24 protein-coding genes are annotated in these 26,556 nt (G+C 58.0%); 7 read left to right on the top strand and 17 right to left on the bottom strand.

Annotated elements, in window-relative coordinates; translation table 11 throughout:
* Nucleotides 1-191 precede the first annotated feature (191 nt).
* Nucleotides 192-608 (top strand): hypothetical protein, encoded by a 417-nt coding sequence (locus ACTU46_RS15220; protein WP_443383435.1) that lies wholly within the window; start codon nucleotides 192-194, stop codon nucleotides 606-608.
* 687 nt (nucleotides 609-1,295) lie between these two features.
* On the opposite strand, the gene ACTU46_RS15215 is transcribed toward ACTU46_RS15220, so the two are convergent.
* A complete protein-coding gene (locus tag ACTU46_RS15215) occupies nucleotides 1,296-2,141 on the bottom strand; it encodes a hypothetical protein (protein ID WP_443383432.1) in 846 nt (281 codons plus the stop codon).
* A 75-nt stretch (nucleotides 2,142-2,216) separates the two neighbouring features.
* Nucleotides 2,217-2,525: a hypothetical protein gene (locus ACTU46_RS15210; protein ID WP_443383429.1), complete on the bottom strand. Its 309-nt coding sequence runs from the start codon at nucleotides 2,523-2,525 to the stop codon at nucleotides 2,217-2,219.
* Between the two features lie 697 nt (nucleotides 2,526-3,222).
* Here ACTU46_RS15210 and ACTU46_RS15205 point away from each other — a divergent pair.
* Nucleotides 3,223-3,441 (top strand): hypothetical protein, encoded by a 219-nt coding sequence (locus ACTU46_RS15205; RefSeq protein ID WP_443383427.1) that lies wholly within the window; start codon nucleotides 3,223-3,225, stop codon nucleotides 3,439-3,441.
* Nucleotides 3,442-3,606: 165 nt separating this feature from the next.
* On the opposite strand, the gene ACTU46_RS15200 is transcribed toward ACTU46_RS15205, so the two are convergent.
* The 3 genes from ACTU46_RS15200 to ACTU46_RS15190 form a co-directional block, all read right to left on the bottom strand.
* Entirely contained in the window at nucleotides 3,607-3,987 is a 381-nt protein-coding gene (locus ACTU46_RS15200) for a helix-turn-helix domain-containing protein (RefSeq protein ID WP_443383424.1), read from the bottom strand.
* Between the two features lie 237 nt (nucleotides 3,988-4,224).
* Entirely contained in the window at nucleotides 4,225-5,256 is a 1,032-nt protein-coding gene (locus ACTU46_RS15195; protein ID WP_443383421.1) for a DUF4192 domain-containing protein, read from the bottom strand.
* A gap of 205 nt (nucleotides 5,257-5,461) precedes the next feature.
* Nucleotides 5,462-5,800, bottom strand: a complete 339-nt coding sequence (locus ACTU46_RS15190) for a hypothetical protein (protein ID WP_443383418.1) — start codon at nucleotides 5,798-5,800, stop codon at nucleotides 5,462-5,464.
* 683 nt (nucleotides 5,801-6,483) lie between these two features.
* Here ACTU46_RS15190 and ACTU46_RS15185 point away from each other — a divergent pair.
* Together ACTU46_RS15185 and ACTU46_RS15180 are read left to right on the top strand one after the other, a co-directional pair.
* The gene (locus ACTU46_RS15185) at nucleotides 6,484-7,197 is read left to right on the top strand and encodes a hypothetical protein (RefSeq protein ID WP_443383416.1); all 714 of its coding nucleotides are present in this window, start codon (nucleotides 6,484-6,486) and stop codon (nucleotides 7,195-7,197) included.
* A gap of 47 nt (nucleotides 7,198-7,244) precedes the next feature.
* Nucleotides 7,245-7,742: a hypothetical protein gene (locus ACTU46_RS15180; RefSeq protein WP_443383413.1), complete on the top strand. Its 498-nt coding sequence runs from the start codon at nucleotides 7,245-7,247 to the stop codon at nucleotides 7,740-7,742.
* 292 nt (nucleotides 7,743-8,034) lie between these two features.
* On the opposite strand, the gene ACTU46_RS15175 is transcribed toward ACTU46_RS15180, so the two are convergent.
* From ACTU46_RS15175 to ACTU46_RS15165, 3 genes are all read right to left on the bottom strand, one after another.
* Nucleotides 8,035-8,850, bottom strand: coding sequence for a hypothetical protein (locus tag ACTU46_RS15175; RefSeq protein WP_443383411.1), 816 nt, complete (start codon nucleotides 8,848-8,850; stop codon nucleotides 8,035-8,037).
* A 666-nt stretch (nucleotides 8,851-9,516) separates the two neighbouring features.
* Nucleotides 9,517-10,086 (bottom strand): hypothetical protein, encoded by a 570-nt coding sequence (locus tag ACTU46_RS15170; RefSeq protein WP_443383408.1) that lies wholly within the window; start codon nucleotides 10,084-10,086, stop codon nucleotides 9,517-9,519.
* Nucleotides 10,083-11,480, bottom strand: coding sequence for an LGFP repeat-containing protein (locus tag ACTU46_RS15165; RefSeq protein WP_443383405.1), 1,398 nt, complete (start codon nucleotides 11,478-11,480; stop codon nucleotides 10,083-10,085). The genes ACTU46_RS15170 and ACTU46_RS15165 overlap by 4 nt, the downstream gene beginning before the upstream one ends.
* 903 nt (nucleotides 11,481-12,383) lie before the next feature.
* On the opposite strand from ACTU46_RS15165, the gene ACTU46_RS15160 reads away from it, so the two are divergent.
* The 3 genes from ACTU46_RS15160 (at nucleotide 12,384) to ACTU46_RS15150 (ending at nucleotide 14,479) form a co-directional block, all read left to right on the top strand.
* Nucleotides 12,384-13,013, top strand: coding sequence for a recombinase family protein (locus tag ACTU46_RS15160; protein WP_443383402.1), 630 nt, complete (start codon nucleotides 12,384-12,386; stop codon nucleotides 13,011-13,013).
* Between the two features lie 202 nt (nucleotides 13,014-13,215).
* Entirely contained in the window at nucleotides 13,216-14,022 is an 807-nt protein-coding gene (locus ACTU46_RS15155) for a DNA-methyltransferase (RefSeq protein ID WP_443383399.1), read from the top strand.
* A gap of 271 nt (nucleotides 14,023-14,293) precedes the next feature.
* Nucleotides 14,294-14,479 carry a hypothetical protein gene (locus ACTU46_RS15150; RefSeq protein WP_443383397.1) on the top strand — a complete coding sequence of 62 codons (186 nt, stop codon included), beginning with the start codon at nucleotides 14,294-14,296 and terminating at the stop codon, nucleotides 14,477-14,479.
* A 256-nt stretch (nucleotides 14,480-14,735) separates the two neighbouring features.
* Here the strand turns inward: ACTU46_RS15150 and ACTU46_RS15145 are convergent, their stop codons facing one another.
* The 9 genes from ACTU46_RS15145 to ACTU46_RS15105 form a co-directional block, all read right to left on the bottom strand.
* Entirely contained in the window at nucleotides 14,736-15,584 is an 849-nt protein-coding gene (locus ACTU46_RS15145) for a 3-hydroxyacyl-CoA dehydrogenase (RefSeq protein ID WP_443383394.1), read from the bottom strand.
* A 148-nt stretch (nucleotides 15,585-15,732) separates the two neighbouring features.
* Nucleotides 15,733-16,155, bottom strand: coding sequence for a hypothetical protein (locus tag ACTU46_RS15140; RefSeq protein WP_443383391.1), 423 nt, complete (start codon nucleotides 16,153-16,155; stop codon nucleotides 15,733-15,735).
* Between the two features lie 345 nt (nucleotides 16,156-16,500).
* The gene (locus ACTU46_RS15135; RefSeq protein WP_443383388.1) at nucleotides 16,501-16,794 is read right to left on the bottom strand and encodes a hypothetical protein; all 294 of its coding nucleotides are present in this window, start codon (nucleotides 16,792-16,794) and stop codon (nucleotides 16,501-16,503) included.
* A 68-nt stretch (nucleotides 16,795-16,862) separates the two neighbouring features.
* Nucleotides 16,863-17,420 carry a DnaB-like helicase N-terminal domain-containing protein gene (locus ACTU46_RS15130; RefSeq protein WP_443383386.1) on the bottom strand — a complete coding sequence of 186 codons (558 nt, stop codon included), beginning with the start codon at nucleotides 17,418-17,420 and terminating at the stop codon, nucleotides 16,863-16,865.
* Between the two features lie 31 nt (nucleotides 17,421-17,451).
* A complete protein-coding gene (locus ACTU46_RS15125) occupies nucleotides 17,452-17,886 on the bottom strand; it encodes a helix-turn-helix domain-containing protein (protein WP_443383383.1) in 435 nt (144 codons plus the stop codon).
* A complete protein-coding gene (locus tag ACTU46_RS15120) occupies nucleotides 17,883-18,206 on the bottom strand; it encodes a hypothetical protein (RefSeq protein WP_443383380.1) in 324 nt (107 codons plus the stop codon). The genes ACTU46_RS15125 and ACTU46_RS15120 overlap by 4 nt, the downstream gene beginning before the upstream one ends.
* A gap of 472 nt (nucleotides 18,207-18,678) precedes the next feature.
* Nucleotides 18,679-24,141 (bottom strand): DEAD/DEAH box helicase family protein, encoded by a 5,463-nt coding sequence (locus tag ACTU46_RS15115; RefSeq protein ID WP_443383378.1) that lies wholly within the window; start codon nucleotides 24,139-24,141, stop codon nucleotides 18,679-18,681.
* Nucleotides 24,142-24,221: 80 nt separating this feature from the next.
* Nucleotides 24,222-24,530, bottom strand: coding sequence for a hypothetical protein (locus ACTU46_RS15110; protein ID WP_443383375.1), 309 nt, complete (start codon nucleotides 24,528-24,530; stop codon nucleotides 24,222-24,224).
* A gap of 615 nt (nucleotides 24,531-25,145) precedes the next feature.
* Nucleotides 25,146-25,937 carry a ParA family protein gene (locus ACTU46_RS15105; protein WP_443383372.1) on the bottom strand — a complete coding sequence of 264 codons (792 nt, stop codon included), beginning with the start codon at nucleotides 25,935-25,937 and terminating at the stop codon, nucleotides 25,146-25,148.
* Between the last annotated feature and the right edge of the window lie 619 nt (nucleotides 25,938-26,556).

The following is a 26,556-nucleotide window of genomic DNA, read 5'->3' as shown; positions in this document are numbered from 1 at the left end:
TTATCTGCAATAGGTGTGTGGTTCTGTGTGTGAGGTGAGTGTCATCGAGGTTGCTAGGTTCATGTGAGGTTTGGTGTCGGCGGTGAGGCGGTCATTAGGGTGGGACATGGTGAGGTCTTAAGGGAGAGAATGTTCTGTGGTCAAGTGGGAGAGGATGGCGCTATTTGAGGCAGCTCTGTAGGATGACCGTCATGGCTACCGGAACACGCAATAAGCGGATCACTCAAAAAGAAATGCGCGACCGCCTCCTTGGAAAATTGGATCAACAGGCGAGCCACTTAGCTGGACTCGTCAACAATGTTGAGAAGATTGCGATGGCGACCTCGGATGCAGCACAAGAAATTGAAGAGCTCAAGGCGCTTGGCATGACTCTTTCAGAGGTGGAGGAGGCGACTGGAATTTCTTCCTATCGGCTGAGTGCCTTCACTCGCCAGGCACGGGGTCGTAATGAAGAGAACGAAGATGGGGAAGCCTTAGAAGTTGCGGTCAGCGACTCTGCTGATTCTGAGTCCAAGGTTGACCAGGAAGATACCATCAGTGATTCGTCTAAGACTGATCAATCATTGAGCACAACAGACGATGCCCGTGCAGGGCTTGTTAGTCCGTGACTGACTCGCTAGATCTCCCCCTAGGGCTTGCGGACTCTGTTCGTACAGATAATGGGCCTGTGGGGCGTTCTAGGTCGGTGATCAGCGATCCCCTGCTCTCCCCTACTGCCAGTGCTATCGATCGGTTTTGGCGGCGCGTGGTTCGCGGTAGTGGGGAGAGGTGTTGGATCTGGGTTGGCCCGATTTCTACCCCAGATGGATATGGCCGATTTACCTGGCAGAGAGAGGGAAAGCGGCGCACGGTATCCGCGCACCGGTTCGCGCTCATGCTCGCGCTAGATGGTGAGATTCCTGAAGGGGTTATTGGTGAGCATTACTGCTGTGAGCCATTATGTGTGCGTGTGGATGCTCACCATCTTCGTGAGGCCACACAGTCCGAGAACATTAGCTGGGCTGTGCATCAGGGGCGACATGTAGGGAGTTCTCCTGGTGCAGGGAGTGCCCAGCGTGCTCTTCGCTCGCAGTTGGTTCGAGACGCGGTGTCCTCTGGGTGGGATGAGGAATCCTTGCATGCAGCGCGTGATCTAGTCGTGCTGGATGAGGATCAGTTGCGGATCTGGTAGCTTGTGTTGAGTTTGAGTAGTGGTGGCTTTTGAGACGAGGGGCACCCCGACCTTAATGGTCGGGGTGCCCCTCGTCATGTTTGTGTTGAGTTTTGTGGCGTGGGTGTTTTCTCTGGCGTCTTGACTACTCGGCAGGGACTGCTGCGTTGATTACTGCGGTGGCGATTCCAATAGCCATATCATCCATGGCTTCCGAGAGCGGCTCGGTGTCGCTGCCGGTGGCATCAGCTTCACTCAATGCGTCTCGGTTTGCAATGAAGGCATCCATCATGCGCCAGAGGTCTAAGTTGGTGGGTAAGGTGATGGATGTAGGGCGGTTTTCAACAGGATTCGCTTCGATGTCACCCTCGATGTAGGCCAGCTGGGTACCATTTGGGGCCGTAGCTATGTAATGGAGGTCGCCGTCGATGTGAGTGACTGTCCATTTGGCATCGCTGAGTGCTTCGATCAGCTGCTCATCTCCGCCACTGCCTGGAAAGAAGGCATGCTGTGGATTGTCTGGCTGACTGTCCTTGAACATGCTTCGGGTCAGGCTGATGAGGGTGGCGACGTCAGTGGTTACTCGAACTGTGTGGAGATACTGGTCGATGGTGTCCCCGAGTGGTGAGGGGGCAATGGCGATGAGCTCTCCGGTGAAGTCAAGGACAACCTCTGCTGTCTGGCTGTCGTAGTTTACCTGCTCCCAGCGCTCATCTCGTGCTGCTTTTGCCGAGTTGAGGTGCTCAACTGGGAAATCGTTTTCCCAGTGCTTGATGGTCTCTTCTGACCACTGCTCGATGGCCTCCAGGAGCTGGGTACTGGTCGCGGTAAAAAGATCGGTCGAGTGGTGGTTCTCGGTGCTGGAGATGATGAATACATCCTGGCCTTCCGCTCGCAGCGTCAGGGCAGTTCCTGTCTCGCGGGCGGTAGTGCTTGCAGTGGCGATCAGACGCTCGATCATGAGGTCCTGTGCGCTGGTACTGGTGGTCATGGTTTTCCCTTTCAGGGTTTCGGCTGGGTGCTGGGTGGGGTGTGGTGTCGGGATGCCCCTCCCCCGGTGGTCGGGCTAGAAACGAAGGATGCGGGCACCGAGCTCGCGGGAGAGACGGTCACAGCCCTGGAGCATCTTCAGGTCTGGGGTGTCTGAGCTGACTTGACGGTTGCTCCGGTAGGCCCATCCTCTGCGGGTCTCCCCGTTTATCTCGATGGTGGTTTCAACCACGTCGGGATGGATCAGGAAGTCTTCATCGTTGACCGTGAGGCCATGGGCCTCGTTGTATTGGTCCAGGGCGTCCTGTGGGTGCATGCTCCGCGCTGCGGGGCTCAGGATGCTCTTCTGGACAAGTGTCTCGATGTAGCGATCAGTGGTGGTCATGGTTTTCCCTTTCAGGGTTTCGGCTGCGATCTCGGGTTTCTCTCTCCCTTGCGATCTACTGCTAATTTTAATGCATTACGTAGTTTTGCGCAATTCAGGGGTAAATAATGGGGGTAGGCCTTGTTGGGGAAATACCGGCACGATCATCGAACCGTAAGCACGGCAACTCCCCGGGGGCGACCGTTTTTTCTTCCGCCCCTCACAAGACGAATGTCGGCGGCTGGGGAAGCTCGGAGTGCACATCCTGGGACCGGCTGGAGGAGAAAAGTTTTTCTGCGGAGCGTTTGGAAAAAGTTTTCGAGGGAGGCCGGCGACCGGAGGGAGCAGGATTTGCGCGGAGGGCGCAGCCGCTAAAATTCGGACGTGAGGGGCGGAAGAATCCCACCGCAAGCCCTCCACTCCAGAGACCCCCGCTGGCAGGCAACTTTCTCCTCGGGGGCCGTTTCCGCGGGAGCTACGCACGCGCAACCACTGTGAGGTAAGGAAAAAATTCCCTTCATCTTTCCTGACTTTTTCACGCCTTGACGGACCCTCACCCTCAACAGCTCAAGCCCCCTCTCCAGCCGCCAACAGACAGGGGTTAGATAGGTGAAATTAGTTTTGGTATTTGTTTTAGTAAACTTTGTGGTATAAATTTATTTGAGTTACGAGCGCATCCGTAGCCAACAGCCACCCATATCACGTAAGGAAAATGCTCATGTCTTCTGTTTTGATCTCGTCTGTAGGCTCCTCTGTTGTCGAGACTGGCTCCTCTTTTGTCGGCTCTTCAACGAAGGAGGTCGTGGGTTCTTCAGCTGGCGTGCTCGATACCCTCGGCTCATCTCAGGCTGCTGGCATTCTGGATCTGGTCTACAAGGCGATGGATGTCACTGATCGGGTCGGTGGCTTCCTGGACCCGATCCTGGGACTGTTCTAGGTCGTTTCTCTACGGAGATGACAGCAAGGGGAAATGCCCCACTACCTTGATGGTAGTGGGGCATTTTCATGGTCTCGTGCTGTCATATTTTCCCTAGAAGGGAGTAACCTGTGGGCCCTCGTTCGATATAGGTGCTTGTGGGAGCGTGGATTGGGCTAGGTTCGATTATGTGTGCGGATCGGGTGCCCAGGTGTCGTGCTGGCCGATGAGTCGGATTCCGTGTCCCTGTGCGACGCGCCAGCAGGCGGCGACATAAAAGGTCAACGGGATGTGGCGGGACCATGCCGGCATCTCCTGCACTGCGCTAGGAAGTTTCATCGTCTGCGGCAGCGTTCCATCCGGCAGGCGGGAGTGCTCAAGGATCCCCTTGACACACTCGTCCAGCTTCTGGTCAATCGTCCAGAGCATTGCTGCCTTCTCTTCGGGTATCGGTGCCCCCATTTCCCACCGGCGGAGGGTGCGTTCGTTGACTTGGACGAGTCGGGCAAAATCTTTGAGGCTCATGCCGTAGGAGGAGCGAGCTGCATACAGCTCAGCTCCGGTCATGCTGGGTAGTTGACTGGTCATCGCCTGGTTCTTTCTCTTGGATGGATGGATGGGGAGTTTCGTACATTCCTGATCGTCTGGGAATATACGGATATAGGGCAAGCTGGCTCACTGTCTTGCCCTATATCCCTATATTTCCGGCGGTAATTCTGTCGTGGAACCGGTGCCACGGTCGCCCGCTGGAACGCCCCTGGGCGGGCCAGCGGGCCCGCCCCATTTTCGGGGCGGACCTGCGGTTTAGTTGGTGAATTTTGCTCGGGTTAGCTCACTCCCTCGCTTGATTGCTTCTGCTGTCATCCGGAAAGCTCCGGCATTGTAGCCCTCCATGATCAGGCTGGAGAGGGTGTGTCCGGGAATTTCATCTTGGGCTGCGGTCAGTGCGGCCTGCGGCTGAATGGCAAGGTCCGTGGTCGCGGCGGCCACGGCATAGACCGACAGGGCGTTTGCGCGGATAATGCCGGTGCAGGTCCGGGCGGTGGCAAGCATGATCGACATGACCGGGGCGGGGCGGTGGATTGCCTCGACCATGATGGCGTCGCGAGACATGGAGTGCGCCAGCACGGTGGCGGCTAGGGTCAGGCACTCCTGATCGACCATGTAGCTATCCGCGGTGGTGGTGGTCTCCTCGGCCGTGCGGATCATCTGATCGAACTCCGCAAGCAGCGCTGCGACCGCGCCCTTATCGGCAGCTTCGGCGGTTTCGTCGTGCCAGAGCGCGGCTGCGCGCTCCTGGGCGCGAGCTTCGAGGGCCTCGGACGCTCCCTCGGGCAGCCAGGTGTCCTGTCGGTCAAATGCCGCGAAAGCTTCTGCCCGGGTGGGTTCGGGCCGGTGTCCCGCGCTGACCATTTTCCGCATGGTGATGGACTGGGAGATCTGCGCGATCTGGCCGGTGATCTGTGCAGGCACGCCCTGAATGCGGGAAAAGGCCAGCTCATAGGGCGCTCCGGTGCTGATTTCAGTGGTGAGCCAGCAGTTGGCGATGGGACAGTCCTGGGCACGTAGGGTGTGCAGGGCGCTCGCCCGGTCTTGGTCGTTGGTGCTGACAATCAGGATCTCCACGCGGTCGATGTTCTCTGCGTTCAGGGTGCCGCACAGGTCGGACAGTGCCGGGCGGTCGCTCACGTCGAGACGCCAGACCGGGCCGAGGGCGTAGCTCCCGGTCTCCGCGACAGTCCCAAAGGTCATGAGGATGATGGACTCGGTGGGGTAGAAACCGAGGATGCCGGGGATGTTGGCGAACAGTGCTACGGGGGTCTGGATGATGGTCATGGTGTGGGGTCCTTTCGTGACCTCGCTGGCCGGGAGTGGTCCCGGGCCTATTGACTGGGTTGCAGGCGTGGTCTCTGCCTTGCCTGTACTTATTATTATAGCCCACTACCTGCATGGTGTCCAATTTTGTGGACATTTCTTTTTGGGTTTTTTAGTGGAATGGAAAAGCCCGGGCCAGTGGCCCGGGCTTAGTGTGGGGACTGGCTTAGCGGGAGGACCGCAGGCCGATAGTGTCCCAGATCTGCAGGCCCGACTGGGTGCCGGGTCGCCCGATCAGATCAATGGCTTCGGAGAATTGGCAGGTGCAAATCGCCGTGGCGATGTCCACCTCTTCCGCTGCTGCCCCCATGTCATCGAGGGTTTCGGCTGCCCAGGTGGAAAACGCCATGAGAATGTCCACGGCGGTGGCTTCCTGGGTGTCTTCGACGGTGATGTCTCCGAGGACGTAGTGGCCGGGGGCGGTGGTTTCATAGTGGCGGGTATCGGTGCCGACGATTCCGGCGATCAGGGAGTCTGCCAGGGCGATGGTGGTTGCTGCAATCATGATGTGGGGCCCTTTCGTGACCTCGCTGGCCGGGAATGTTCCCGGGCCTATTGACTGGGGTTCAGGCGTGGTCTCTGCCTTGCCTGTACTTATTATTATAGCCCACTACCTGCATGTTGTCCAGTTTTGTGGACATTTCTTTTTGGGTTTTCCGGCCGCTTCCGCCTTACCTTTTGGGGTCGCCAAACCGCAGCCCGGGCACACCCCACCACCCCTCGTTCTTTTGCCAATTAGGCACGAAGTGCCTGCGTCAGGTCTGCCGGCCGGAGTGCAAGCCACCGTGGAATACCGGAGGGACCGGAGCGCAGCGGAGGGAGTGAGGATATGCCGCGAAAGGGCTTGCGCGGAAGCCGGCGGACCGTAAGCTGCCAAAGGCTAATTGGCCAAAGATCGAGGGACCCGGCATCGCGCCAGCGATGCCGGGTCTTTGCCGGCGGAAGCCGGCCTGGCCGGGAACCGTGGGGGGCCGTTTCCGCGGGAGCTACGCACGGTTGAGTTAATGCTGGTCAGGCAGGTGTTCTGTGTGTGTTTCTTGAGTTTTTAGGCAGCGTCCCACTCGCCAATTATCTTGACACACTCCATTGTTTTTTGTTTTATCGGAGTTTATTTAGTTTTACCCCTTTTAAATTATTTTCATAGCACATATACTGAGAAGCACACTGACGTAGATGATGGGAGTTGCCATGACGTTTGATTTGATTTCGTTCGATGATGCTGGTCGGGAGGTTATTTCCGGTCAGTATGATCTCGCTGGAGTGCTGGCTGAGTGGGTCTCGCGGCGGCCGGGTGAGGATTATGTCCTCCGGTTGCTGCGCGATGGAGTGTGGGTGGTCCAGGATTGTGCGACGCCGCAGGGCGTGGTGGTCTCGCCACCTGGCGCCGCGAGTTGGCTGCGGTCTCATGGATATTCGGAGAGTGAGACTGCGCTGATTGTTCCTCAGGATCGACCTGTCGAGTCTCGGCCTGTTGATGAGCTGGAGCGTCGTCGTCCGGGCCGTCCGTCGCTGGGAAAGACGGAGGAGCTGCGGGTGCTGGTGCCTGTGGATCTGATGGAGAAGGTGGATGCTGCTCGGGGTGGGGTGTCGCGGTCGGAGTGGACTCGGCAGGCACTGGAGGGAAGCCTCGCGCTGTGGATGGTGGAGTTTGAGGATATTCATGAGCGGCGTTTCCGCCGCCTGGACGGGCTGTTTACGTCTCGTCAGTTGGCGGAGGATGCGGCGCTCGAACAGGCGGTGTCCGAGGGTTTTGAGTTGCGTGAGGTGTTGCCGGCGGTGCGTGCTGCGGGGTGGACTGCAGCGGATGTGGGCGCTCGTTTGGGAATCAGGATTTTTGAGCCGAAATTCAATCGCGTGCCGTCAGAGCACCCAATGATGTCGGTGGATGATCGTGATGAGTAATTCGATGTTTGTGTAAGCAGTTCTCCACCCGCAAAGAAAGGTTTTTCATGTCATATTCCCTGAACCGACTCTCCAAGATTTTCCATGTTGAGCTGCGTCGGATCATCGACCAGGAGCTTTCCGATAGTGACGCTGGCAGCATCACCGTCGACCAGGTCCACGATCAGCTCAAGCACCAGGTCACGCTCTATGGTGACGTCGATGCCGATCCCAACCAAGACCTCCTCACTGGCGATCAGCGCATGCAGCGCCACATTTGGGCAGAGACCCCCCAGGCGCTCGAGAACTGGGTTGGCTGGATCAGGGTGACCCGTCGTCTGGCGGCGAAGCATGCTCCGCTCGGGGTTGTGGATCCTGCGGATCGGCGGGTGTGGGGTGAGGTGCTGGAGTCGGTGAGTCGTGGGCTTGACCAGCTCTTGGACGTGGATCTGTCCCGGGCGTCGATGCGTCGCGAAACTGTGCACCTGGAGCTGGAGGGATGCGTCGAGCAGTGGGAGCAGATGGCGCAGCTGGCACGACGCCAGCTGCGTGGACATCAGGGCTAATCGCTTACCTCCGGCACCCCTGGGATGCTGCCTACGGCACCGCCCAGGGGTCTACTCATGGCAGTCGCGATTCTTTTCGGGACGCGTTGTGGGATTCGCGGCACTCTGGACACCGGCAGCCGGCCCTCCAGGCCGAGGACGCCCCGTGATCCAGGCTGGGACGAACCACACCCGCAGGCGCGGGGAACACCATTAGACGTTATGCGTAGTAACGTCCTACTCTCCTGGGAGGTCATCGGCTGTATAGAACCTCCGGATAGTAGGCACGTCATGAGGCGATGAAGCGGTACTCCTAGGGGTGGGGTCTCATGGCAAGGGTCCGGCGGACCCTATCGAGTTGTTGGAGATCATCTGCTGCAGACGGCGAAATGCTGCGCACGAGAAGATCAACATCTGCCAGCCTGCTCGAATGCTGGACCATAAATGTTTGTTCGTGATGGCTGACGCGGTTTCGCAGACGCCGTAACCGATCCAGGGCATGACCGACTGCGTACGCGTCGACGACCGCATCGGGCAGGTTATCCGGGTACTGCCCACGCCACCGCTGCATCAACTCCGGTGATAGCTCCGGAAACGCTGCCCGGATTCCGTGGATCCACAGATTTTCCCGCTTATTGAAACCGGTACCGATTGACCCACGCTTCTCGGGAGGGGTCATAGGAAGAAGATGCCCGATGTTGCCGAAATCGAGTTGGGACACTCGATCGTCAAAGGTGACTTCCTCTCCGTGGCGGGGATGGTCACCGGGCCGTCTCTTCGCTGCGGTTGTTGCCCGGTCACGAGCTTGACTGGCAGCAAACTTCACGAGTCCCGTCAACGGCTGAGCAGGATCGTCAAGCCAGTCATCCGAATGGTGTCGCTGGTCCTTTTTGTTCCACTGCGTGCTGTTCCAGTCTCGCAGGGACAAGTCGATGGCGTTACGGATAATCGCTTCTGTATAGGAGAGGGTCTCAAACCATGCAGAGTGTAGCGAGACCTGCCAGACATAGAGGGCGGCGACTGCCGATGGGCTCACTGTCGATGTCGGAGATGCAGACAAGCGTTTCCACTCTTCCTCATACGAGGAGAGGCGAGTGGGGTTAAGCGCAGCAATAAGACCTTTGGGCACCTGTCCCAGGGTACCCAATGAGAAAACCCCACATGATGTGGGGTTTTCTCTCTAGTGGCGCATAGATCCTGTCTATGTCCTTACGCGGTCTACTTTACGCGTCCTGGTGAGCTATTTCAAGGTGATCGCAGCGCTGCGACACTGATTTTCAGCTGGCTCATCGAGGCTATCGCCAGGCGCACCTTAGCTGACATCATCTTGTACGGCCGGGCACCCTGGGGGAATTACCTAGTCGGACTTGTCAAATAGGTGCGATAGCGTCGGTCAACCACGTATCCGGGCACTTCTTCCTCTATGGAGGTAGAAATAGCATCCCCTTCCTGCACCCATAAGTACTTGTCAAAGCCGCGTTTCCAGGTCTGTGATTCCTCTTCACCCGCATCGGCATAGTTCTCTCGCCACAAAACAAGCCAAGAATCGAGCCGTTTCTTAAGGCCTTCGCTTAAATAGAAATTCTCGGGGGTGAGGTGCCCCCCTCGGTATCCAGGAGAAGGAGGGTTACGGCACCACAGTCCCCAGGGTGAGCCATCATCTGGGCATAGGGTCATGGCTTGATGCAGTGAGACGGGCGGTTGCTCAGTGCGGGTTTCGTGGCACACGAACCACACCATGAACAGCACCCTCGCGGTCAGGAATGGCAACAGCACCGGTTTTCTTGGCTGAGATTCAGTGCGCTGCTTTAGCCCACAGCTCTTCTAGCACACCTTTCTTCCCCTCGCTCCATGAATAGACTTGATTTTCAGTGAGCGCAGTAAAGACAACGTCGTACCCCACCAGGGCTGGATCTACGTGCCTAAACTCAATTTCCGCATCAGCTAGTGATGAGGTACTTCCAAACACTTCGTAGAGCCAAAAGTTCAGTTGCTGGTCAAACCATTCCAGGCTCTGCTGTTCTCCCATTTCCCGCCAGCTCGGGTATGCAGTACCGACATAGTCAGTAGCTGACGTGGGCTCTCCCGGGGTGAAGCGTTCCAGGATCTCATCAATGAGTGCTTTCTTCTGGATTAGGAGGCGTAGCGGGAAATGATCAAATTCATTTCCCCTCCAATAGTATTTTTTCCATGACTTTTGGAGGAGCTCATCGAAGAGGAGGAACTCTCCGGCACGGAGTGGATTCTGCGCATTATCCGCGCCAGAAATTGAGTATCGTGCACAGCGGGCAACCACGATGGGGACTAAGTGCTGATCCAGTAGAGCCCGGAACCATTCCTTGTCTGATTGGTCGGTGTGCTTCATTGCTTTCGGTGATTCTCACACTGGTTGCCTGGAATGGCTGTGACAATATCGTTAGTGACATTACCTACAATTATGCTCGGATTCATCACCTGGACCAAAACGTCTCTCACCCTTTCATGAAGGTAGATTTCTCCGCTGTAGCACGTCTTACCTACATTATTGACCACAGTGTCGGCATCCAGAAGCGACTTGGTAATTGCTAGATCCGCTACATCCATCCAACTTCCCCATGTAGGAGCTGCGGCTGTTTGCCATTCTCTTAGATGACTTTTCTTGATGTGATTCACACCGTGGGAGTCTCCTGATCCACACCTTAGCTGTATTCGTTGGCCTTCATGCGTTCCGCTAAGAGCAGTCCAGCTTCGTACAACTTTTCCTGGATCAGTGAGCAGTCCACACGATTTCCATGGCGGCCGAGCGGTGGCAGCATACATGGCTCCGTGTTGGAAATCCTGGACCCATCCTTTATCTTCTTCACGCATTGAAGATGTGGGGAAACCTAGCTCGCCAAACCACCATTCCGGATCGTCTGCCCACTGTGCCAACATGCTTCCAGTGATCTCGACAGCACCTGTAGTGGGTGACCAGTAGATTAGCCCTCGCTCAAACACAGTGAATCGTCCGACCCCGTCGGGAGCTAGCTGTTCGCTGATCACGGGCAATCCTAGTTCTCCGGTCGCCCCACCAAGCTCAAGCCACCTGTCCCTGATGGACCCATAAATGGCGGCAAGTCCAGAAAGTGACCCGTAGAGTTCTCCATTTTCAAAACGTTGAACTCGACTCAGGGGAACTTCCCCGTCAAACTCTTCACTTATGGGGTACCCGAGGGGGCTTGTTTCCCATCCCAACCGTCCCCACTCAAATGAGAAATGCGTGGTGATGCTGTGGGCACCAGTACTAGGATGCCAATAAATATATCCATTAATGAATTCAGTACGACGTCCCTGTCCATCGGGAACTCCTAGCTCCCCGGAACGGGGATAGGAAAGAAAGCTTCCTGGACCGCCGATAGCGAGATACTTATCGCGAATTGCGCCACACACCTGGTAAGGAGACGGCCAAAAGATCTGGCAGCTGTTTGCTGTCATGGCAGTTGTCCGTGCCAAGGAACGCACACCCGTCTTTTGAGCACCTTCTGTCTGGGCTTCCAAAATTTCAGCGCGATCTGCTTCTTCTTTGGTGAATCCAGCGGGAATTTCTTCCCTGTCAGAGCGCATTTCCCCAGGGATCAATTGAGCTTTAGGAGATACTGTTTCTGACCAGTCTGCATCCCCTTCTGGGACAGGGGGTAGGCCGACCTCTTCGACTTGATAGCCTTCACTAATGGCATCGCTGACGGGGTGGTCATCAGTGAAAGGTACAGCTTCCCATACCGTTTGCTCTGAGTTGGTCACCTCCGATGCTGAGGCTGGGACTGCCGCGATTGACAATGTTGTTAATGCGCAGGCAGTTAGGGCAAGAGTTCTTCTTATTAACTTTTGCAAGCCAGTTCTATTTTGATGTACGCGCGAGGAGTGCAATGTAAATCCTTAGTCGAAAAATGGGAAATTCTTAACTGTAACCTGTAAATCAATTGTTTTCTTGGCAATCCTGTCGCCTATGAGCAGTCATCCTGTTCTTCCGGAGCCACCACCCGCTCCGTCTGCGCGGTGGCCACCGGGGGCACTAATCCCACGCTTATGAACACCGCTGATGCTGCGGTTATTGATTTCCGATGCACTTTCACCTGAACTCTTCCATAAGAAAACTGTGGACTAGCTGAACATAGCCAATAATCTTCATGCATGTAGGATGTGGGCCATGTCCCCAAAGTGGTGCCCCCTGTTCAGGGGGCACCTTTCGTTTCTTTTAGATAGCGACCTGGGACAACCCCGCATTAATGATCACGGCACCGTTATATTCCCCCCTTGGCCCCAGCCGATTATCAGGTAACTTCACCCATTCTTGAATGATGCGGATTCCCGGGGACCCCTACTCGTCCTGACTGTCGGTGTCACCGCATCTCCATAGGGGCGAATCTTCACTTCCTTGTCCGCATTGCTGGATAGTGAACTCCTTACGCGGTGCTGAGATTAGAGGATCTTGACATCAACTGACCTATAGAAATAGCCCCTCGGGCAGTCGTCCCACATCGTGCGTTTGACGATCGTCTAACGCACGTTTCCCGGTGGTGGCGACGGACTGTGAAAAAGCCAGGTTGGTGACACCATATTTCGTGCATTGAGGCATTGCGTAAATATATTGCACATAGGTACCATATAGGCAATATTTACTATCAGTTCACAACCTGAAGGGCGATGCCCATGCTCATTGGCTATGCACGATGTTCCACCAATCGGCAGGATCTGCGAGCGCAGAAAAATCAACTGCTCGATCTGGGAGTGGAAGAGCGGCGAATTTATACCGACTTCGGCTATACCGGTCGAAACAGGAATCGGCCGGGACTCCGCGAAGCAATGTCCGCCACCCGCCCGGGAGATACCTTCGTGGTCACCAAACTTGACCGCCTGGCCCGCTCCGTCGAAGACGCCACCACCATCTCCCGAGAACTCCACGAGGGCGACGTGACCATCAGGATCGGGGCCGAGACCTTTGACCCCCACAGCCCTTACGGAAAAATGCTGTTCACCGTTTTGGCGATGGTGGCCGAGTTTGAGGCCAATTTGATCAGCCAGCGCACCATCGAGGGCATGGAAATCGCCCGGGCGGCCGGGCGACTCAAGGGCCGGCAAAGCCAATTCACGAAACGCCAGCAGCAGGAGATCCTGGCTTGGCTGAGGTCTGACGACTACACCCAGGCCGAAATTGCCGAACTCATGAGTGTGCACCCCTCAACGATCAGCCGCATGGCCAAGAAGTTCCGCTCCGAAGGAGCGTTGCCTGGCAGCTCAGACGGTGGCACAGGAGGGAAAAATGGCGAACAATAGGATCGTTATGAAACTCGCTTCTCACGTTTCACCGTTACGTAAGTGTGAAAGCTGTGGAAGGGAACTGCCAAAGCGTGAGACCGGGAGGCCGGCTACATTCTGCTCCGCGTCGTGTCGACAAAAGGCCTACCGTGACCGGAAGCGTGCGGCCATCGTCAGGGAGGGTGAGCGGTGGGCACTTCATACGGGCACCGCACGCGCGGTGCTGCGGCGTATCCCCGCGGATTCGGTCCAGTCGGTGGTCACCTCACCGCCCTACTACAATTTAAGGGACTATGGTCACCCCGAGCAGTTGGGCAACGAGGAAACCCCCGACGCCTATGTCTCTGAGCTTGTGCACGTATTTCGAGCAGTCAAGCGCCCGCTGCGCGATGATGGGGTGCTGTGGGTTAACCTCGCTGACACCTATGCCGGGCATGCCGACAATCGGAACGTCACCCACGGTGGGCGTGGCCACGCCACCGGCATTCTGCCCGGCCGCGTCAACACGACCTCGGCAGCACCGCGGAAATCGCTCCTGGGCATCCCGTGGCGCTTTGCCCTGGCCATGCAAGAAGATGGGTGGATTATCCGTAATTCCATCATCTGGCACAAGCCCAACGGCACACCGGAATCCGTCAAGGATCGCTTGACTCGCCGGCATGAGAATCTGCTGATGTTCACACAGTCCCAGAGCTACCGCTTTGACCTCGACCCCATCCGAGATGAGCGGGGATCCTCGCCCGGAGACGTATGGAAGCTATCTACCCGGCCCTCCAAAGCGGATCACTTCGCGATGTACCCTCGGGAACTTCCTGAGCGCTGTATCTCTGCGTCCACGGTCCGTGGAGATACTGTGCTTGACCCTTTTTCCGGCCTGGCTACTACCGGTCTCGCAGCACTCGGTCTGGACCGTCGCTACATCGGCGTCGATGTGGAGGATAGTTACAATGCCCAAGCCCAGGATCGACTGACCTCCGAATGGGAGTCGATCACCAATCCCGATCAGCAGCCTCTCTTTGAGGTATGAGCCGCGATCTAGCTCACCGCTCCTCTGAATGGACGATGCGGTGAATCCGAGTGGGGTTCAGCTGTACCCACCGAGCGATTTGCGCTTGAGGAATATAGTGCGCACTGGCCTCTCGGACTGCGGTGTCACGCTGCACTCGGGCAACGGTAGCCATTCTTTCCAGATGCCGTGTGTGGTCGCCCAGCTGGATCAGGCGTAGATCAAAATCTTCCGGGGTACGAGACAGTGGCTGGCGAAGAAATTGTGCGTCCACAGCTGCCGCGATTTTTCGGTGAAACTCTTCCCACTGCGGATGTATCAGGGCCGTGATAAACGGGAGCCGCGCAATTTCCTCCTCGGTCATGTCGATGCCCTCACCGATGAGTTTCTGCGCCCGGGACTCAATTTCCCCCGCCCAGTCGGCTACCAGCTCAAAAGCCGTCACGTCACCGATCGTCTCGCCATGCTCGGCATGTAAGGCCTCGGCGGTCGGAACGCACCGCGCCACACTCGTCCACAATCGAACACATGAGTGAAGTTGTAGAGGTGTCCCCCAGTCGCTGCCCTGCCTGTGGAGCAGACTGGCGCACACCGAAGGCAATGTATCCGGGATGGGATTCCCTGACCGGGATGGGGCATCGCACCTGGTGGTGCGCCACCTGCGGGAAAATTCACCATCCCCATCATGTCGAAATCCGGCCACGATCAGGTCCGCCGGATTTCAATGAAGAAGCTTAGTCGTAGGTGTAGAATCCCTGCCCAGATCCTCGACCCAGCCGCCCCTTGTCGATGAAATCGCGCTTGAGGATCTCGGCAAATTGCCGCATCTCCGGATCCTTACTGCGAGCATTCATGTAGTAAGGGGTCTGCATACCGACAAAATCGTAGATCTGAAATGGTCCGAAAGGCGCGCCTGTAGCCCTGCGCCAGGTGTCGTCAATGTCCTCTATGTCCGCAACATCGCGGACGTAGAGCTTGGCGGCTGCCGCCATGAACGGCACCAGCAGTGAATTTAGGATGTAGCCAGGCTGTTCCTTCCTCAGGCGGATGGGGACCATGCCGATTTCCTCTGCGAACGTTGCTACAGCTTCCAGCTGGTGAGGATCGGTGCCGGCATGCCCCATCACTTCGCCGGTGTTCTGTTTCCAGACCTCATTGGCGAAATGGAAGGCCAGAAACTTCTCTGGCCGGCCGGTCGCCTCAGCGAGAGCGCTGGGGAGCAATGTCGACGAGTTGGTGGCAAACACGGCATTTTCGGGAGCAAGTTCCCCTGCTCGTGCCCAGGTATCTCGTTTAATTTCCAAGATTTCAGGAACGGCTTCAATGACAATCTCGGCATCCTGCAGGGCATCGGCCAGATCACTGGAGCGACGAATGCGTAGAGCTGCGGCGTCGAGCTTGTCCGGTGTCGCATCGGGCATGTCCCGCAGGTAAAGGGGTTTGAGGTATTCCCAACGCTCCTCCAGGGCATCAAGAACATCGCCACTGACGTCATAGGCGACAACATTCTTGCCGTGATACGCCGCCTGGAAGGCAATCTGTGATCCCAAAACACCAGTGCCGAGCACGGTGAGGTTCTGCATATGATTCCTTTTTATTCGTAGGGAACTAGCTACCTCATTGTTCTTACCAAAAGAGTGGATCGCCAAACGCCCGCCCGCGCCCACTACACCCCCATCTTTCTGTGCTTAAAATGACATTGCCTGACCGCCCCGGATAAATGGGCATTTCCTACTGGGCCAGATTCGCATATTCCCCACGGACTTCCTCGACTGACCTATTTGCGGGAAGGTGCAGTGCCGATACGTACCCCGATCTGGAGGCAAAGAGAATGACACGGTCCCAGATTCCTCGACTGACCTGGTCATTGGCGCATCCAATATGTGCGAGAGCATCATCAAAACGGCTGTGGAGGATCGCACTGGCAGCTTCCACCTCAGAGCGTCCAGAGTCCATGTTCTCCAGAGCCTCGGTGGCCCAGGTAAACACGGCACACACCACATTCGCGGCAGTAATGGTCTGCCCGTCGTCATCGGCAGCTTCGCTGAGAATGTAGCGCCCGGGGGCAATCGTCGTGCAGCCCCGGCAGTTACTAGTGCCGATAAGCAGGGCGATTAACTTATCGGCCAAGAGAATCGTTGCGGTATCGCTCATGAGTTCCTTCTCATCCTTTAGCTGGCAAGGGGTGCCAGGAAATCGCTAACGGGGCAAAGATTACGCCACGGTGGATTTCATATTATTCCACAACGTTTACCTTAAAACATTGGAAGAACTATTTATCCACCAAAGAGAAAGGGGGAATTTTCACATAACACAAGGTAGGAACGACCGTTGCAGGTTACATCCTGTAGCTATCGAAAAAATAATACTCTCTGCTATGCTAAACATTGTCGGTCGGCGTGGTCCCCGGATCAGGCAGTCAGATACTCGCGTGGGCGTGATGACCCCATGATGAGGACCTTTCAAGAAGAAGGCCCCACTATGTGAGGCCTTCTTTTTTTATTTACGCTCATTCAAGCTATCGACATCAACGGCAGTGCTGGCATCGTAGTTATCCGCCGCAGCGCCAATCAAGGATCCGATGGCCATCAGCGGGATGAATAGGACAAAGACCCACACCGCAAGAATGACAGCAGACCGTGCCACGCCGCCAAAAAAACTGCCACGAGCCCGCATGCCGAGCACCACCGCCAGGGCGCAGCCCACCAGCAGCACTCCGTCCCAGAATTGCAGGCTCCCCAGAGCGCTGCTGTCAGAGTCTGCCAGGATCAAAACATCAGTCATGCCTGTCATCTTTTTCTCCTCGCCGTCATTTGGTCGACAGCATAGCGGGCAGCACGGACATCACACGGTAGCTGGGGTTATGCGCTCGCAGCGGCTGCACGAAGCTCGCGAAGCGCATGTCGACGGCTCCAGGCGCTGCGCTGTGCCCTTCCATGCTCCACCATGATCTCGAAGAGCTTATTTTCAGGAGCGGTCTCCGCAGCTTGAGTCAGCGCCTGCGTCATGGCAAAGTAACCGCGGCGATAGGAGGCTCCCAAGACCTGATCGGCGTAATTGATCAGTCGCTCTGGAGCGGTGCCGAGGGTTGCCAGGCTCAGCAGCAGGGAGGTGGCCTGCCGTGGCTGGATCGGAGAGTCGCTGCCCTGCTCAATCACCCAGGAACGCAGGCTGGCAGCATCCGCAGGCTGGTTCATGACCACCCGGTCAGCGATGATCCGGTAGATCGTGCCGTAGGGCGGATTATAGAAGTCGTCAGCGGTCAGAACCTCCACGATCTGCACGGCGCCGACACTGCCGACCGGCGCCCACATCAGGCCACAGAGCAACAGCGCCTCGGCGTCCAGGAGCATGTCGCTGGTCACTGATTCAATCTCGGCCTGCTCGACGTCCTGCTTCACTTCAGTGTCTCGATGCATCCTGTCCACTCCTGCTCCGTGTTGTTCCTGGCTATTTGGTTGGCATGCCCCAGCGCACATCAAGGGCGATATTTCCGTCAAGGGCGCGTCCGACGACGGTCCGCCACCAGCTCTCGGGCATGATGCGGTCATCCTCGACGAGCCGCCACCCCTCCCGGTGAATACTGACCGGACCGGTCGTTCCGGCCAATGTCTTGATCCACAGGTCGGTGGTCTCGACCAGGAAGACGACCTCGCCGTGTACCCAGGAGGGAATATGGTCCTGTGTTTCCCAGATCTGCACCATGCGCAGGGATGCGCCTAATGCATGCGCAAGGTCTTTGGCAGACAATCCCAGACTGTCCCTCGCAGCCCGCAGACCAGCACCAGTCAGGGGGTCCCGGCTGGGGATCTGCTCCACCATCCGGCGGACCGGTCGGGGCATCTCGGTGACCCAGTCTGGTTCTATTACCTGGCCACTGCTCATGATTCTTCCTTTTCTCGCTCAGTAGCCCCCAGCGGGGTCCCAATCATGCGGGCGTGGGCCACGATCGATACCTGCGATCCAGCTCGGGAGGCATTGACATGCGGAGTCAGACTCTGTGAGTCCACCTCGGCCATCACTAGGTCCCCGACCGCCAGGTCGCGGTCAACATGGGTCGCCAGATCCCCCCTGCATTTGAGGTCGTAGAACGTGGCACCGCGTTTTTTCTGCTGCACCACCGTGACCGTGATAATCGGAACGCCAGCCCCTCCCCCGATCCGTCCGAGGTCTGAGATGTGAACAATATTTCCGGAGATCATCATCGAGCTCCACCTCCCACCCATTGCGATCGTCTCAGCCCGGATGGTCTCTGGGCGACAACGTGGTAGATATGCATCGTCAGGATCCTTGTCTATAAATCGTGGCCTGCCTCCAGCGCCCTCACGGGCCGGAGAATCCCGAAGGGCTTGCCCCTCGAACTACTCACCACCCTAGACGTATTGCATATTATTATGCAATACGGGGGTGTTCCGTGGGTGTGGGTGGGTGTGGGGATTGTTCTTTTCCGGGCCGGTCTCGATGAGGCCTGGATTACACTCCACCGTCACGTTCTCACTAGACCGCACCCCGCACTGGACATGTCCTCCGGAAGAAACCCCACCGAATTCACAAAAACTAGAAGGCAAGCCAGCGCGAAGCGGTGGCGCGGCAGCCGAAATTCCCGTAGCCCCTGACCTCACCGAGGCAAAAAGAAGACCCTGCCAACCAGCAGGGTCGTTCTTGTGTGCGCGGTTGTTATTCCAGGCTGTCCCCCTGGTCGTTACTAGTCTCCCACTGATATACGGCGGGGTCTGCGAGATCTTCAGCCCTAGTCGCGGTGGCCACCGCGCTACGTGCTCCCGCCGCGTGGGTCTGGAAATCCTCGATCAACGACCTGTCAATCTGTGTCTCCGGGGATTTTTGGTATTTATCGGCAGGGGTCCACCGGGACATCTGCGTGGCAAAGTCCTCACCGTCGATCAGCCCTGACCGGAACTGGGCAGCCAGGTCGTCACGGTGTGCTTGTGCAACCGTGTCCTCGATGGTCCTGCTCTCAACTAGCTCCGCGTAGGCCTCGGTTGGATTCAGTCGCAGCGTCCATAAAGGCTCCCTACCGTGTTGATCCATACGTTCCTGACGCTCACGACGTTGCTGTAGCGCCTGGGCACTTTGATCGACTTTAGCCAAGGTCGCTCGCAGCTCATCACGTCGGATAATCGTGGAATCGAGGAGGCCATCGTGTTCAAAGGTCTCACCAGTATTCTCACTCAACCGGGCCAACCGGATCTCCGCGCTGGATAAGTCGCTTCGCGCCATGTCGACATCCTTGGGCAAGTCGCGGACCCGGTTCTCCAGCCGGGTCAACACGCCGTACTGCTTCGCGGTGGCTTTATCGGCCTCAGCCGGGATCTCCGTAGGGTGATCGAAGTCCTCGAAGTCAAACGTGGTGCCGCGTGCGCCCGGTACATTTGCCGGCTGGACTACCACCGCGGATTTCACCGCCGAATACTGGGCGGTGAAGTCAACCCCGCCAATAGAGACCACTGGCAGTTCCTCTCCCCTGCTCCGAGAATCAAACACCGCTTTGAGCGTGGAGGAGGTGACCCTGGCTGCGCGGGCTCGGTCGTGGATCTGGGCACCATTGGGTGTCTGCCAGGTGCGCTGCTCGGCAGGGGTGTTCCTCCACTGCTCGGCAGGGGCCAGCAACCCCTCGGAGTTATCGATGAACCCGCGTAGATTGCGGATCGCCAACTGCTCGACCTGCCGAGCGTACTTGGTCGATTCCTTGGATGCTGCCCACTCCATGCGCTGACTTTCCAGGTCCGTAACCTGTTTGTCCAGGTCCATCAGCTCGACATAGCGGTGGTCACCGGTGGCCACCGCCTTGTTGTGCGCGGCGGCGTCAGCAGCGCTGTCCTCGATTGCATCCATCTGGCGCAACGAGCGATCAGCGGTATGGAACTGCGCAATGAATCGGGATTTGCGGTACAGCGTCTGCCATTGCACCGCGTCAAACGTGCCCCGCGCGACGTAGTTGAACACCTCGACGTTCTTATTCTGGTTGCCCTGACGGATGACACGTCCCTCACGCTGTTCCAGGTCAGCTGGCCGCCACGGAACGTCCACATGATGCAGCGCAGTCGCCCGGGTCTGGATATTTGCGCCCGTGCCCAGCTTTTCCGTGGAACCAATGATGACATCTATTTGGCCCTCCCGACAGCGGCGAAACAGCTCTGCCCGGTCATCATTCCAGTCATGGATAAACGCGATCCGCTCCGGATCCATACCCCCGGATACAAAGGAATCCTTCATCGCCTGATAAACGGAAAAGCGGCCATCATTTTTCGGTGTCCCCTGGTCACAGAAGACAATCTGAAGCCCACCAGGATACGGAGACTGCTCTCCCTCGCGCGTCAGATACGGGGTATCCCGGTGCTGACGCCACTGATCCAACACCTGCTCGGACACAGCATCAATGCGTGCCCCTCGGCCAGAGATTTCCAATCCCGCCAACTGCGGGTGAAGGGTAGCTTTGCGTCCATCAGAGGCGACCTTGAGCGGATTGTCGATCCGGGGTGCGGCCTGCGGAAATTCCTGATCCCACCGTTTGGCTGAACGATTGGCCAGATCAGCGATGAAGTCGCGGGTCTCATCCTCGACGTCAAACTCAATGATGCGGTTGCCCTCTCCGCTGCCCCTGGTGGGTAGTGCGGCGGTGATCTGATCACTGGTGACCACATCCATGAACGGCTCACACAATCCAGCCAGATCGCCAACGTTGAGGAACTGCGCGGTGCGGGTCACCTTGCGAAGCCCGGTACCGGAGGCGTTGACCTCCACATCATCAATCTGGTCGGTGAACTGCGCAGCGAAGCCGTTGATCGTCTCAGTGTGGGTGCGCTCCAGCAGATCAGGACGCAGATAGTGCTGCATGACCCAGATCTCGGCCAGGTTGTTCGCCAGTGGCGTCCCGGTCGCAAACGTCGCGATCGGAACGGTCTCCGGATCCAATCCCTGTTCACGGGCCTGGCCCCGCAGGAAAGACAACTTCATATCCAGATCACTGGCGCGTTTGGAACCAGGATGACTGACATCATCGACCTTGGAAGCACGCGAGAGATTTTTGTACATGTGCGCTTCATCGACGATGAGATAATCGCAGGCAGTACTCTCAAATTCCATCCCCACATCGCGGTCTGCCTCGAGGAGAGTTTTGGTCCTCGTTTCCAGGCTGGCGATCGCGGACTCGACCTTTTTCACCGACAACCGGTTGCCGGCATCCTGCAATCCCTCCAGCTCCCCTCGCAGCTGTGCGATTTGAGTGTCCATGTACTCGATCTGGGTGTCCGTGCTCATCGGCACCAGCTCGAAGACGGACTGCGGGACGATGACGTAATCCCAATCCTGGGCGGTGGTCTGAGCGACAAATGTACGCCGCCCCTCCGCGTTAGTGATCCCGGCGGCAGAGAGCACCTTGGCCTGCGGATACCATTCCTGCGCCTCGGCGGTGATCTGCTCGGCCAAATGGTTGGGCACAACAATCCAGGGCTGCGAAATTTTTCCCAATCGTTTCAGCTCGGCGGCGCCCATGAAAAACGTCCCGGTCTTGCCCGCTCCGACGACATGATTGAGCAGGGTGGCCGGCTCATTGACCATTCGCTCGACCGCATTGCGCTGATAGGAGTACGGCGTGAAATTCGTGCCCAGCCCGGGCATACTGCGCTGCGAGCCATCCCATTTCGCGGCCACATAGCTGTTGAAAATCTGGTTGTACCGGTCGATGACCTCCGTACGACGCTGCGGATCGGACATGATCCAGGCCGAGAATTCATCCCGCATCTGGCGGGCCTTACGGCCGGCGAACGTGGACGCGGCCGCGTGCTGCTGCGGGGAATCCGGGTGCTCTTCCCGCCACGACTTTGACCAGTTCATCGGAGGTGCCGAAAGGTTCAGGACCGATTCCAACATCTGCGGGGCGGTAACGACCACACCGTCGTTGCGGGTGGTGGCCACCCCCTGGTTCCGGTACGACGCAGCTTGCCCACTCGCGGAGAAATTGTAGCGACCCCCCATGACATTCTGTGCGGCCACAACCCCGTAGCGCTGATCAGCATCTCCGGCATAATCCCAGAAGTTCTTGTCAACGTCTACAGTCCAGGTGTCGTTATGACGTCCGATCTTGATGTGGCTTTCATGGAGACCGAATTTCGCGGCGGCGAATTGTTGGTAATACTGCTCGGGTAGCCAAGTAGCTCCGGGGCGGACCTCAATGCCGTGCTCGATGCGGTCCGGGAGGACGTGCTCCAGGGCCGCGACGTTGGCCTGGAACCGGGGGTCATCCAGGACGGCCTGTCGAGCGGTTTCCAGCTTCTCGGACACCACGCCGGACAAATAACGCTCTGCTCGGACAAACTGCTCAGGATTCGCTGGATCGCGGTAGGCCAGACCAGACTCCACCAGCTCGGCAGAGACCTCCTCTGTTGGACGGTCGGTGAGGGTCGCCACCAGCTCTGGGTCGATCACGCCGTAGCGGTCAAGGCTGATCGCTGCTGCATCCGCGACGGAATCCGCACGCTGGAGAGGCTGGACTGGACGAGCTGGGTTGCCAGTGAAAATCGAGGCCTTGGTCGCGGTCTGCGTCTCGGTATCGAAGACTTCCAGGGCCATGACCTGGGCGATCTGTGGATCACGGCGCAGAGTACCGATGTGCGGCCGGGCACGGGTATCCGGCACAATCGGGGTCGCAGCTTGCTCTCTAAACTGGGCAGCCACCTCGGCCGGGGGATGCGCGGTTTTCGCCTCGCGGTTAACTTCGCGCCAGTCCGCGACGAGACGGGAATAGGCCGCCATCTGTGCGCTCTTAGACGGAGCCTGGGGCGTTTGCTCCTGATATCGGTTGATGTAGCCGTACCGGGCAACATAGCCGTCATACTGGGCACTCAAGCGCTGTTGGAGTCCACGGATCTCTGCCGCGTCTCCCTCGGTGTAGGCCTGGCGCAGACTGACCGTCGTCTCACGCAGATCAATTAGGTTGGCCCATTCCTCAGCATCAGCCCCTCTGGAGCGACTGCGGGGTTCCCACCTGCCGGTCTCGGAGGAAAAAACTTGGAAGGTCGGCACGCCCTGAGCGGAGCGGGTGTAGGAGACCGTGCCCGGCAGCGGAGTGGTCTCCGCGGTAACTGCGGTCAGATCCACCTCAGCGACTGATGCTGCGGTGGCCGTCAGACCATGATCAGTACCCCTGGCTCGGGCAATGTCCGCAGAGATGACCATGGTGATCTGAGCACCGAGACCCTCAGCGCTGCCACGGACACGGAGCAGCGGCTGCCCAAACTGGCCGGTGGTGATCTCGGGCTCACCCAGCACATGATCGGGGTGATCCACAAAGTAGCCATTGACTGCGATCTCTCCGGTCTCCAGCTCCAGCTCGTCGGTCTCCAGGAAGCGCGTCGTCTGCTCGGTGGGTTCCCGGCCCGATTCCCGGACACGGAAGACCAATAGATCGGTGGTGACCTCAGTGCCAGCAACGCGCCGAAACGCCTGACTGGGAAGACGCACCCCACTGATCAGATCCGCGCGTCCAGCCATCTCCTGACGGGCATCCGCACCCTTACTGTCAGCGGTCAGAGCACTAGTGATCACCGCGACGTAACCGCCGGGCTGCACCAGGTTCAACGACTTGGCGATGAAGTGATTGTGAATCGAGTGCCGGTTCGGATTGTGCGCGGGATCATGCAGCCGGAAGTTGCCAAAGGGCACGTTGCCGACTGCGGCGACAAAGCTGTTATCCGGGATGGTCACATTCTCGAAACCAACGGCGTGCACCGTGGCCTCCGGGTACAGGTTCGCGGCGATGCCGGCAGAGACCGGATCGAGTTCGACACCGACCATCCGGGAGGTGTCTTCGGCTCGTCCGATAAAAGAGCCGATTCCGGCACCTGGTTCCAGGACCGGACCATCGGTGAGTCCGGCGGTGTTCAGCGAGTCCCAGACTGCCCGGGTGACGTCCGGGGCTGTGTAGTAGGCCGTCAGCGTCGTACGACGCAGGCTAGCGTAGGTCTCCTCGTCCACCATCGATTGCAGCTCGTCACGAAGTTCGGCCCAGTCGGTCCGGGACCGGTCGAAAATCTCAGAGCAGGCACCCCATGAAGAATATCGAGCAAGCGTCTGTTGCTCGGCGGCGGTGGGCCAGCGATTGTCATCGGTAACCTCAGCCAATACCCGTAGTGCGGCGATATTTGCGCGGGCTCGATCTCTCCCAGCGCTGGGAGGGAGGACTTCCTCGGGCAGCTGGAAGGTTAGGCGGTCGCCTCGTCTGCCTGCTCCCGGAGTGAGATCTCTTCGCGGACCGGTGCGTTGATCCACTCTTCGAGGATTTCCTCCTCGCCCCGGAGCCGAGACTTCTCCCCCAGCTCCACGTTCATTAGATACGGAATCTGCTCCCCGGGGTGCTGGTTCTGCCACTCCTGCTGCATCATCTGGTGTAGCTGGTCGATCCGAGTGGCTACGACCTCCTGGATCTCCTCCCATGCTTCGGTCATGCTCTGCTCGTCTGTCGGCAGTCCCAGCTCCTGCCGGGCGGCTCTCACGGTTGTCTTGAGAATCATTCTCGGGCTCCTGTTCTTCCATCTGGGCTAATACGTCAAAAAGATCAAGCTGGTCCGGGTTACTTTTAACCCGCTTCCGCCGTGCCATATGGACCTCCTACTAGATGTCTCGGCTTCATCCGAGCGTAGGTAGGCGGATACCAGAAACGGCAGATCATGCAGGCGCGGGTGCCCTTGTCGGATAACGACGGGTCACCTACGAGACATGCACTCACCCTTACTTACGTAAGCAAGTCCGTACGCACGGCCGTACATTTTGGACTTACTTTTCATTGCCATATTTTTCCTCGATGGCATCACGGATCAGCTCCCACATGCGCTGGCCTGTGGTCTTTTCCAGGTGGTCCATGAGCTGGCGATGCTCAAGTGTCATCTGAGTCGTCACCTTCACTACTTGCCGTGGCTGCCAGGTCGCAAGGACAGGCTGAGACTCTTTGGGGGACGCAGGGGCAACCTCGGCAGAGTCTGGGGTGGGGGCAGGCGGTCGAGGGCCACGCACTTTCGTTTCACGCGGTTGCTGACGGGCCCTTGACAGGTCCGGTTCCTTCTCCATGATTTCTCCTTGATTATATTAACGACGAAATGAGGATTATACGTGCGTGCGTGCGTACGTACCTACGGACGTGCGTTATCCAGCCCGACCATCACCTGATCGAAGATGGCACGGTAGGCCTCTGCGACAACAAGTCCTTTTTCAAATCCGCCATACCATTCGCCGGTCATCCGGGACTGGTCAACCACTGTGCGCCGGGGCACCGTTCCGAGCAAGGGAGCCGTTGATTCTTCAAACTGAGTGAGGGCGGCGGTGGCCACGCGGGGGACGACGGTATCCGGCATGTCTCCGACCACGATGCCAAGCTCGGTAAGGTTGTCATCGCCACCGATCCAGCGGCGTGACGCCAGGAATCGCTCCACCGACTCTCGCGCTCCACTGACCCCGTCAATCCCATCCTGGTTTGCCCTGGCTGCATAGATCACACCGTCAGAAGCCGCCAGCGCGTTCTGCGTGAGGATGCCACCTTGACGGTTAGGGCAGTCAATGATGACAAGATCAGCGACAACCCCCTGCAGCGCCATTGATAAACGAATTTCGGCCTGATCTTCGGTGCTCTTCTCCCTGGAGCTCAGCTGTCGGCTGGAGGGGACAATGCGCAGCTTGCTGTTCCATGCGGTGGGGATAGCGAGATCTTCCACCCAGCCGACTGGGGATTTGTCTGCGATGATTGCATCGATTGTCTGCCAATCCTCCGCAGGCACAGATCCGATCCAGTGCGTGGCTGCGGATCGAGGATCTAGGTCGATGAGAACAACATCCAGCCCTTTCACTGCCGCAGTCATTGCTAGGGAAACGGCCGTGGTCGTCTTCGTGACGCCGCCAGCCTCGCTATAAATCATGAGTGTGTACATAACTCGAAACATACCGTACGTACGTGCGTACCGCAAGGTGTACGTACGCACTGCCGTATGCACGTACGGCTAATGGATGGGTTCTTGACTGCCTCCCCCTCGAATACCAGGCAACGTCCAGCTGCTAGGCACGGCTGAGGATTTCACGAATCGAGGCGAGGTGGCCTTGGCGCCGAGCACTGGTGGCCGGTAGTCCCACAGCCTCAGTCGTGGCAGTCGGCGGATACAGGGGGGTGGTGCGCCATTTGTGTCGATCTCCGCACCAGCCGACACCGAAGGCGCGGGCAGTCACGGACCACGTTGGCCATTCTGAGGCCTGACCCCAGCAGATGCCCTGGAGGACAGCAGTGAGCCAGGCTGCGGCGCTTTTCGGCCGAGTTCCCAGGCCCAGAGCAATGTAGCCAGTGGACCCGGAAGTCGCTGCGTGAGCCAGGCCCTGCATGACATGGCGGGTCTCAGCCCAGCTCGGGGTGAACCGTTCAATGAGCTGAGCGACTAGACCAAGCCGTATCTGACCTCGTTTTTCGCCCACAAGATGGCTGTACGGACCGTTTTCTGCACCGGAGTTGATGCCTGTTCGGGTTAGATCATCTGCGATTTTCCGTGCGCGAAGCGACGG

Source organism: Corynebacterium sp. A21 (assembly GCF_052266655.1).
GTDB lineage: Bacteria > Actinomycetota > Actinomycetes > Mycobacteriales > Mycobacteriaceae > Corynebacterium.
This window is presented reverse-complemented; position numbering and strand designations above follow the sequence as displayed.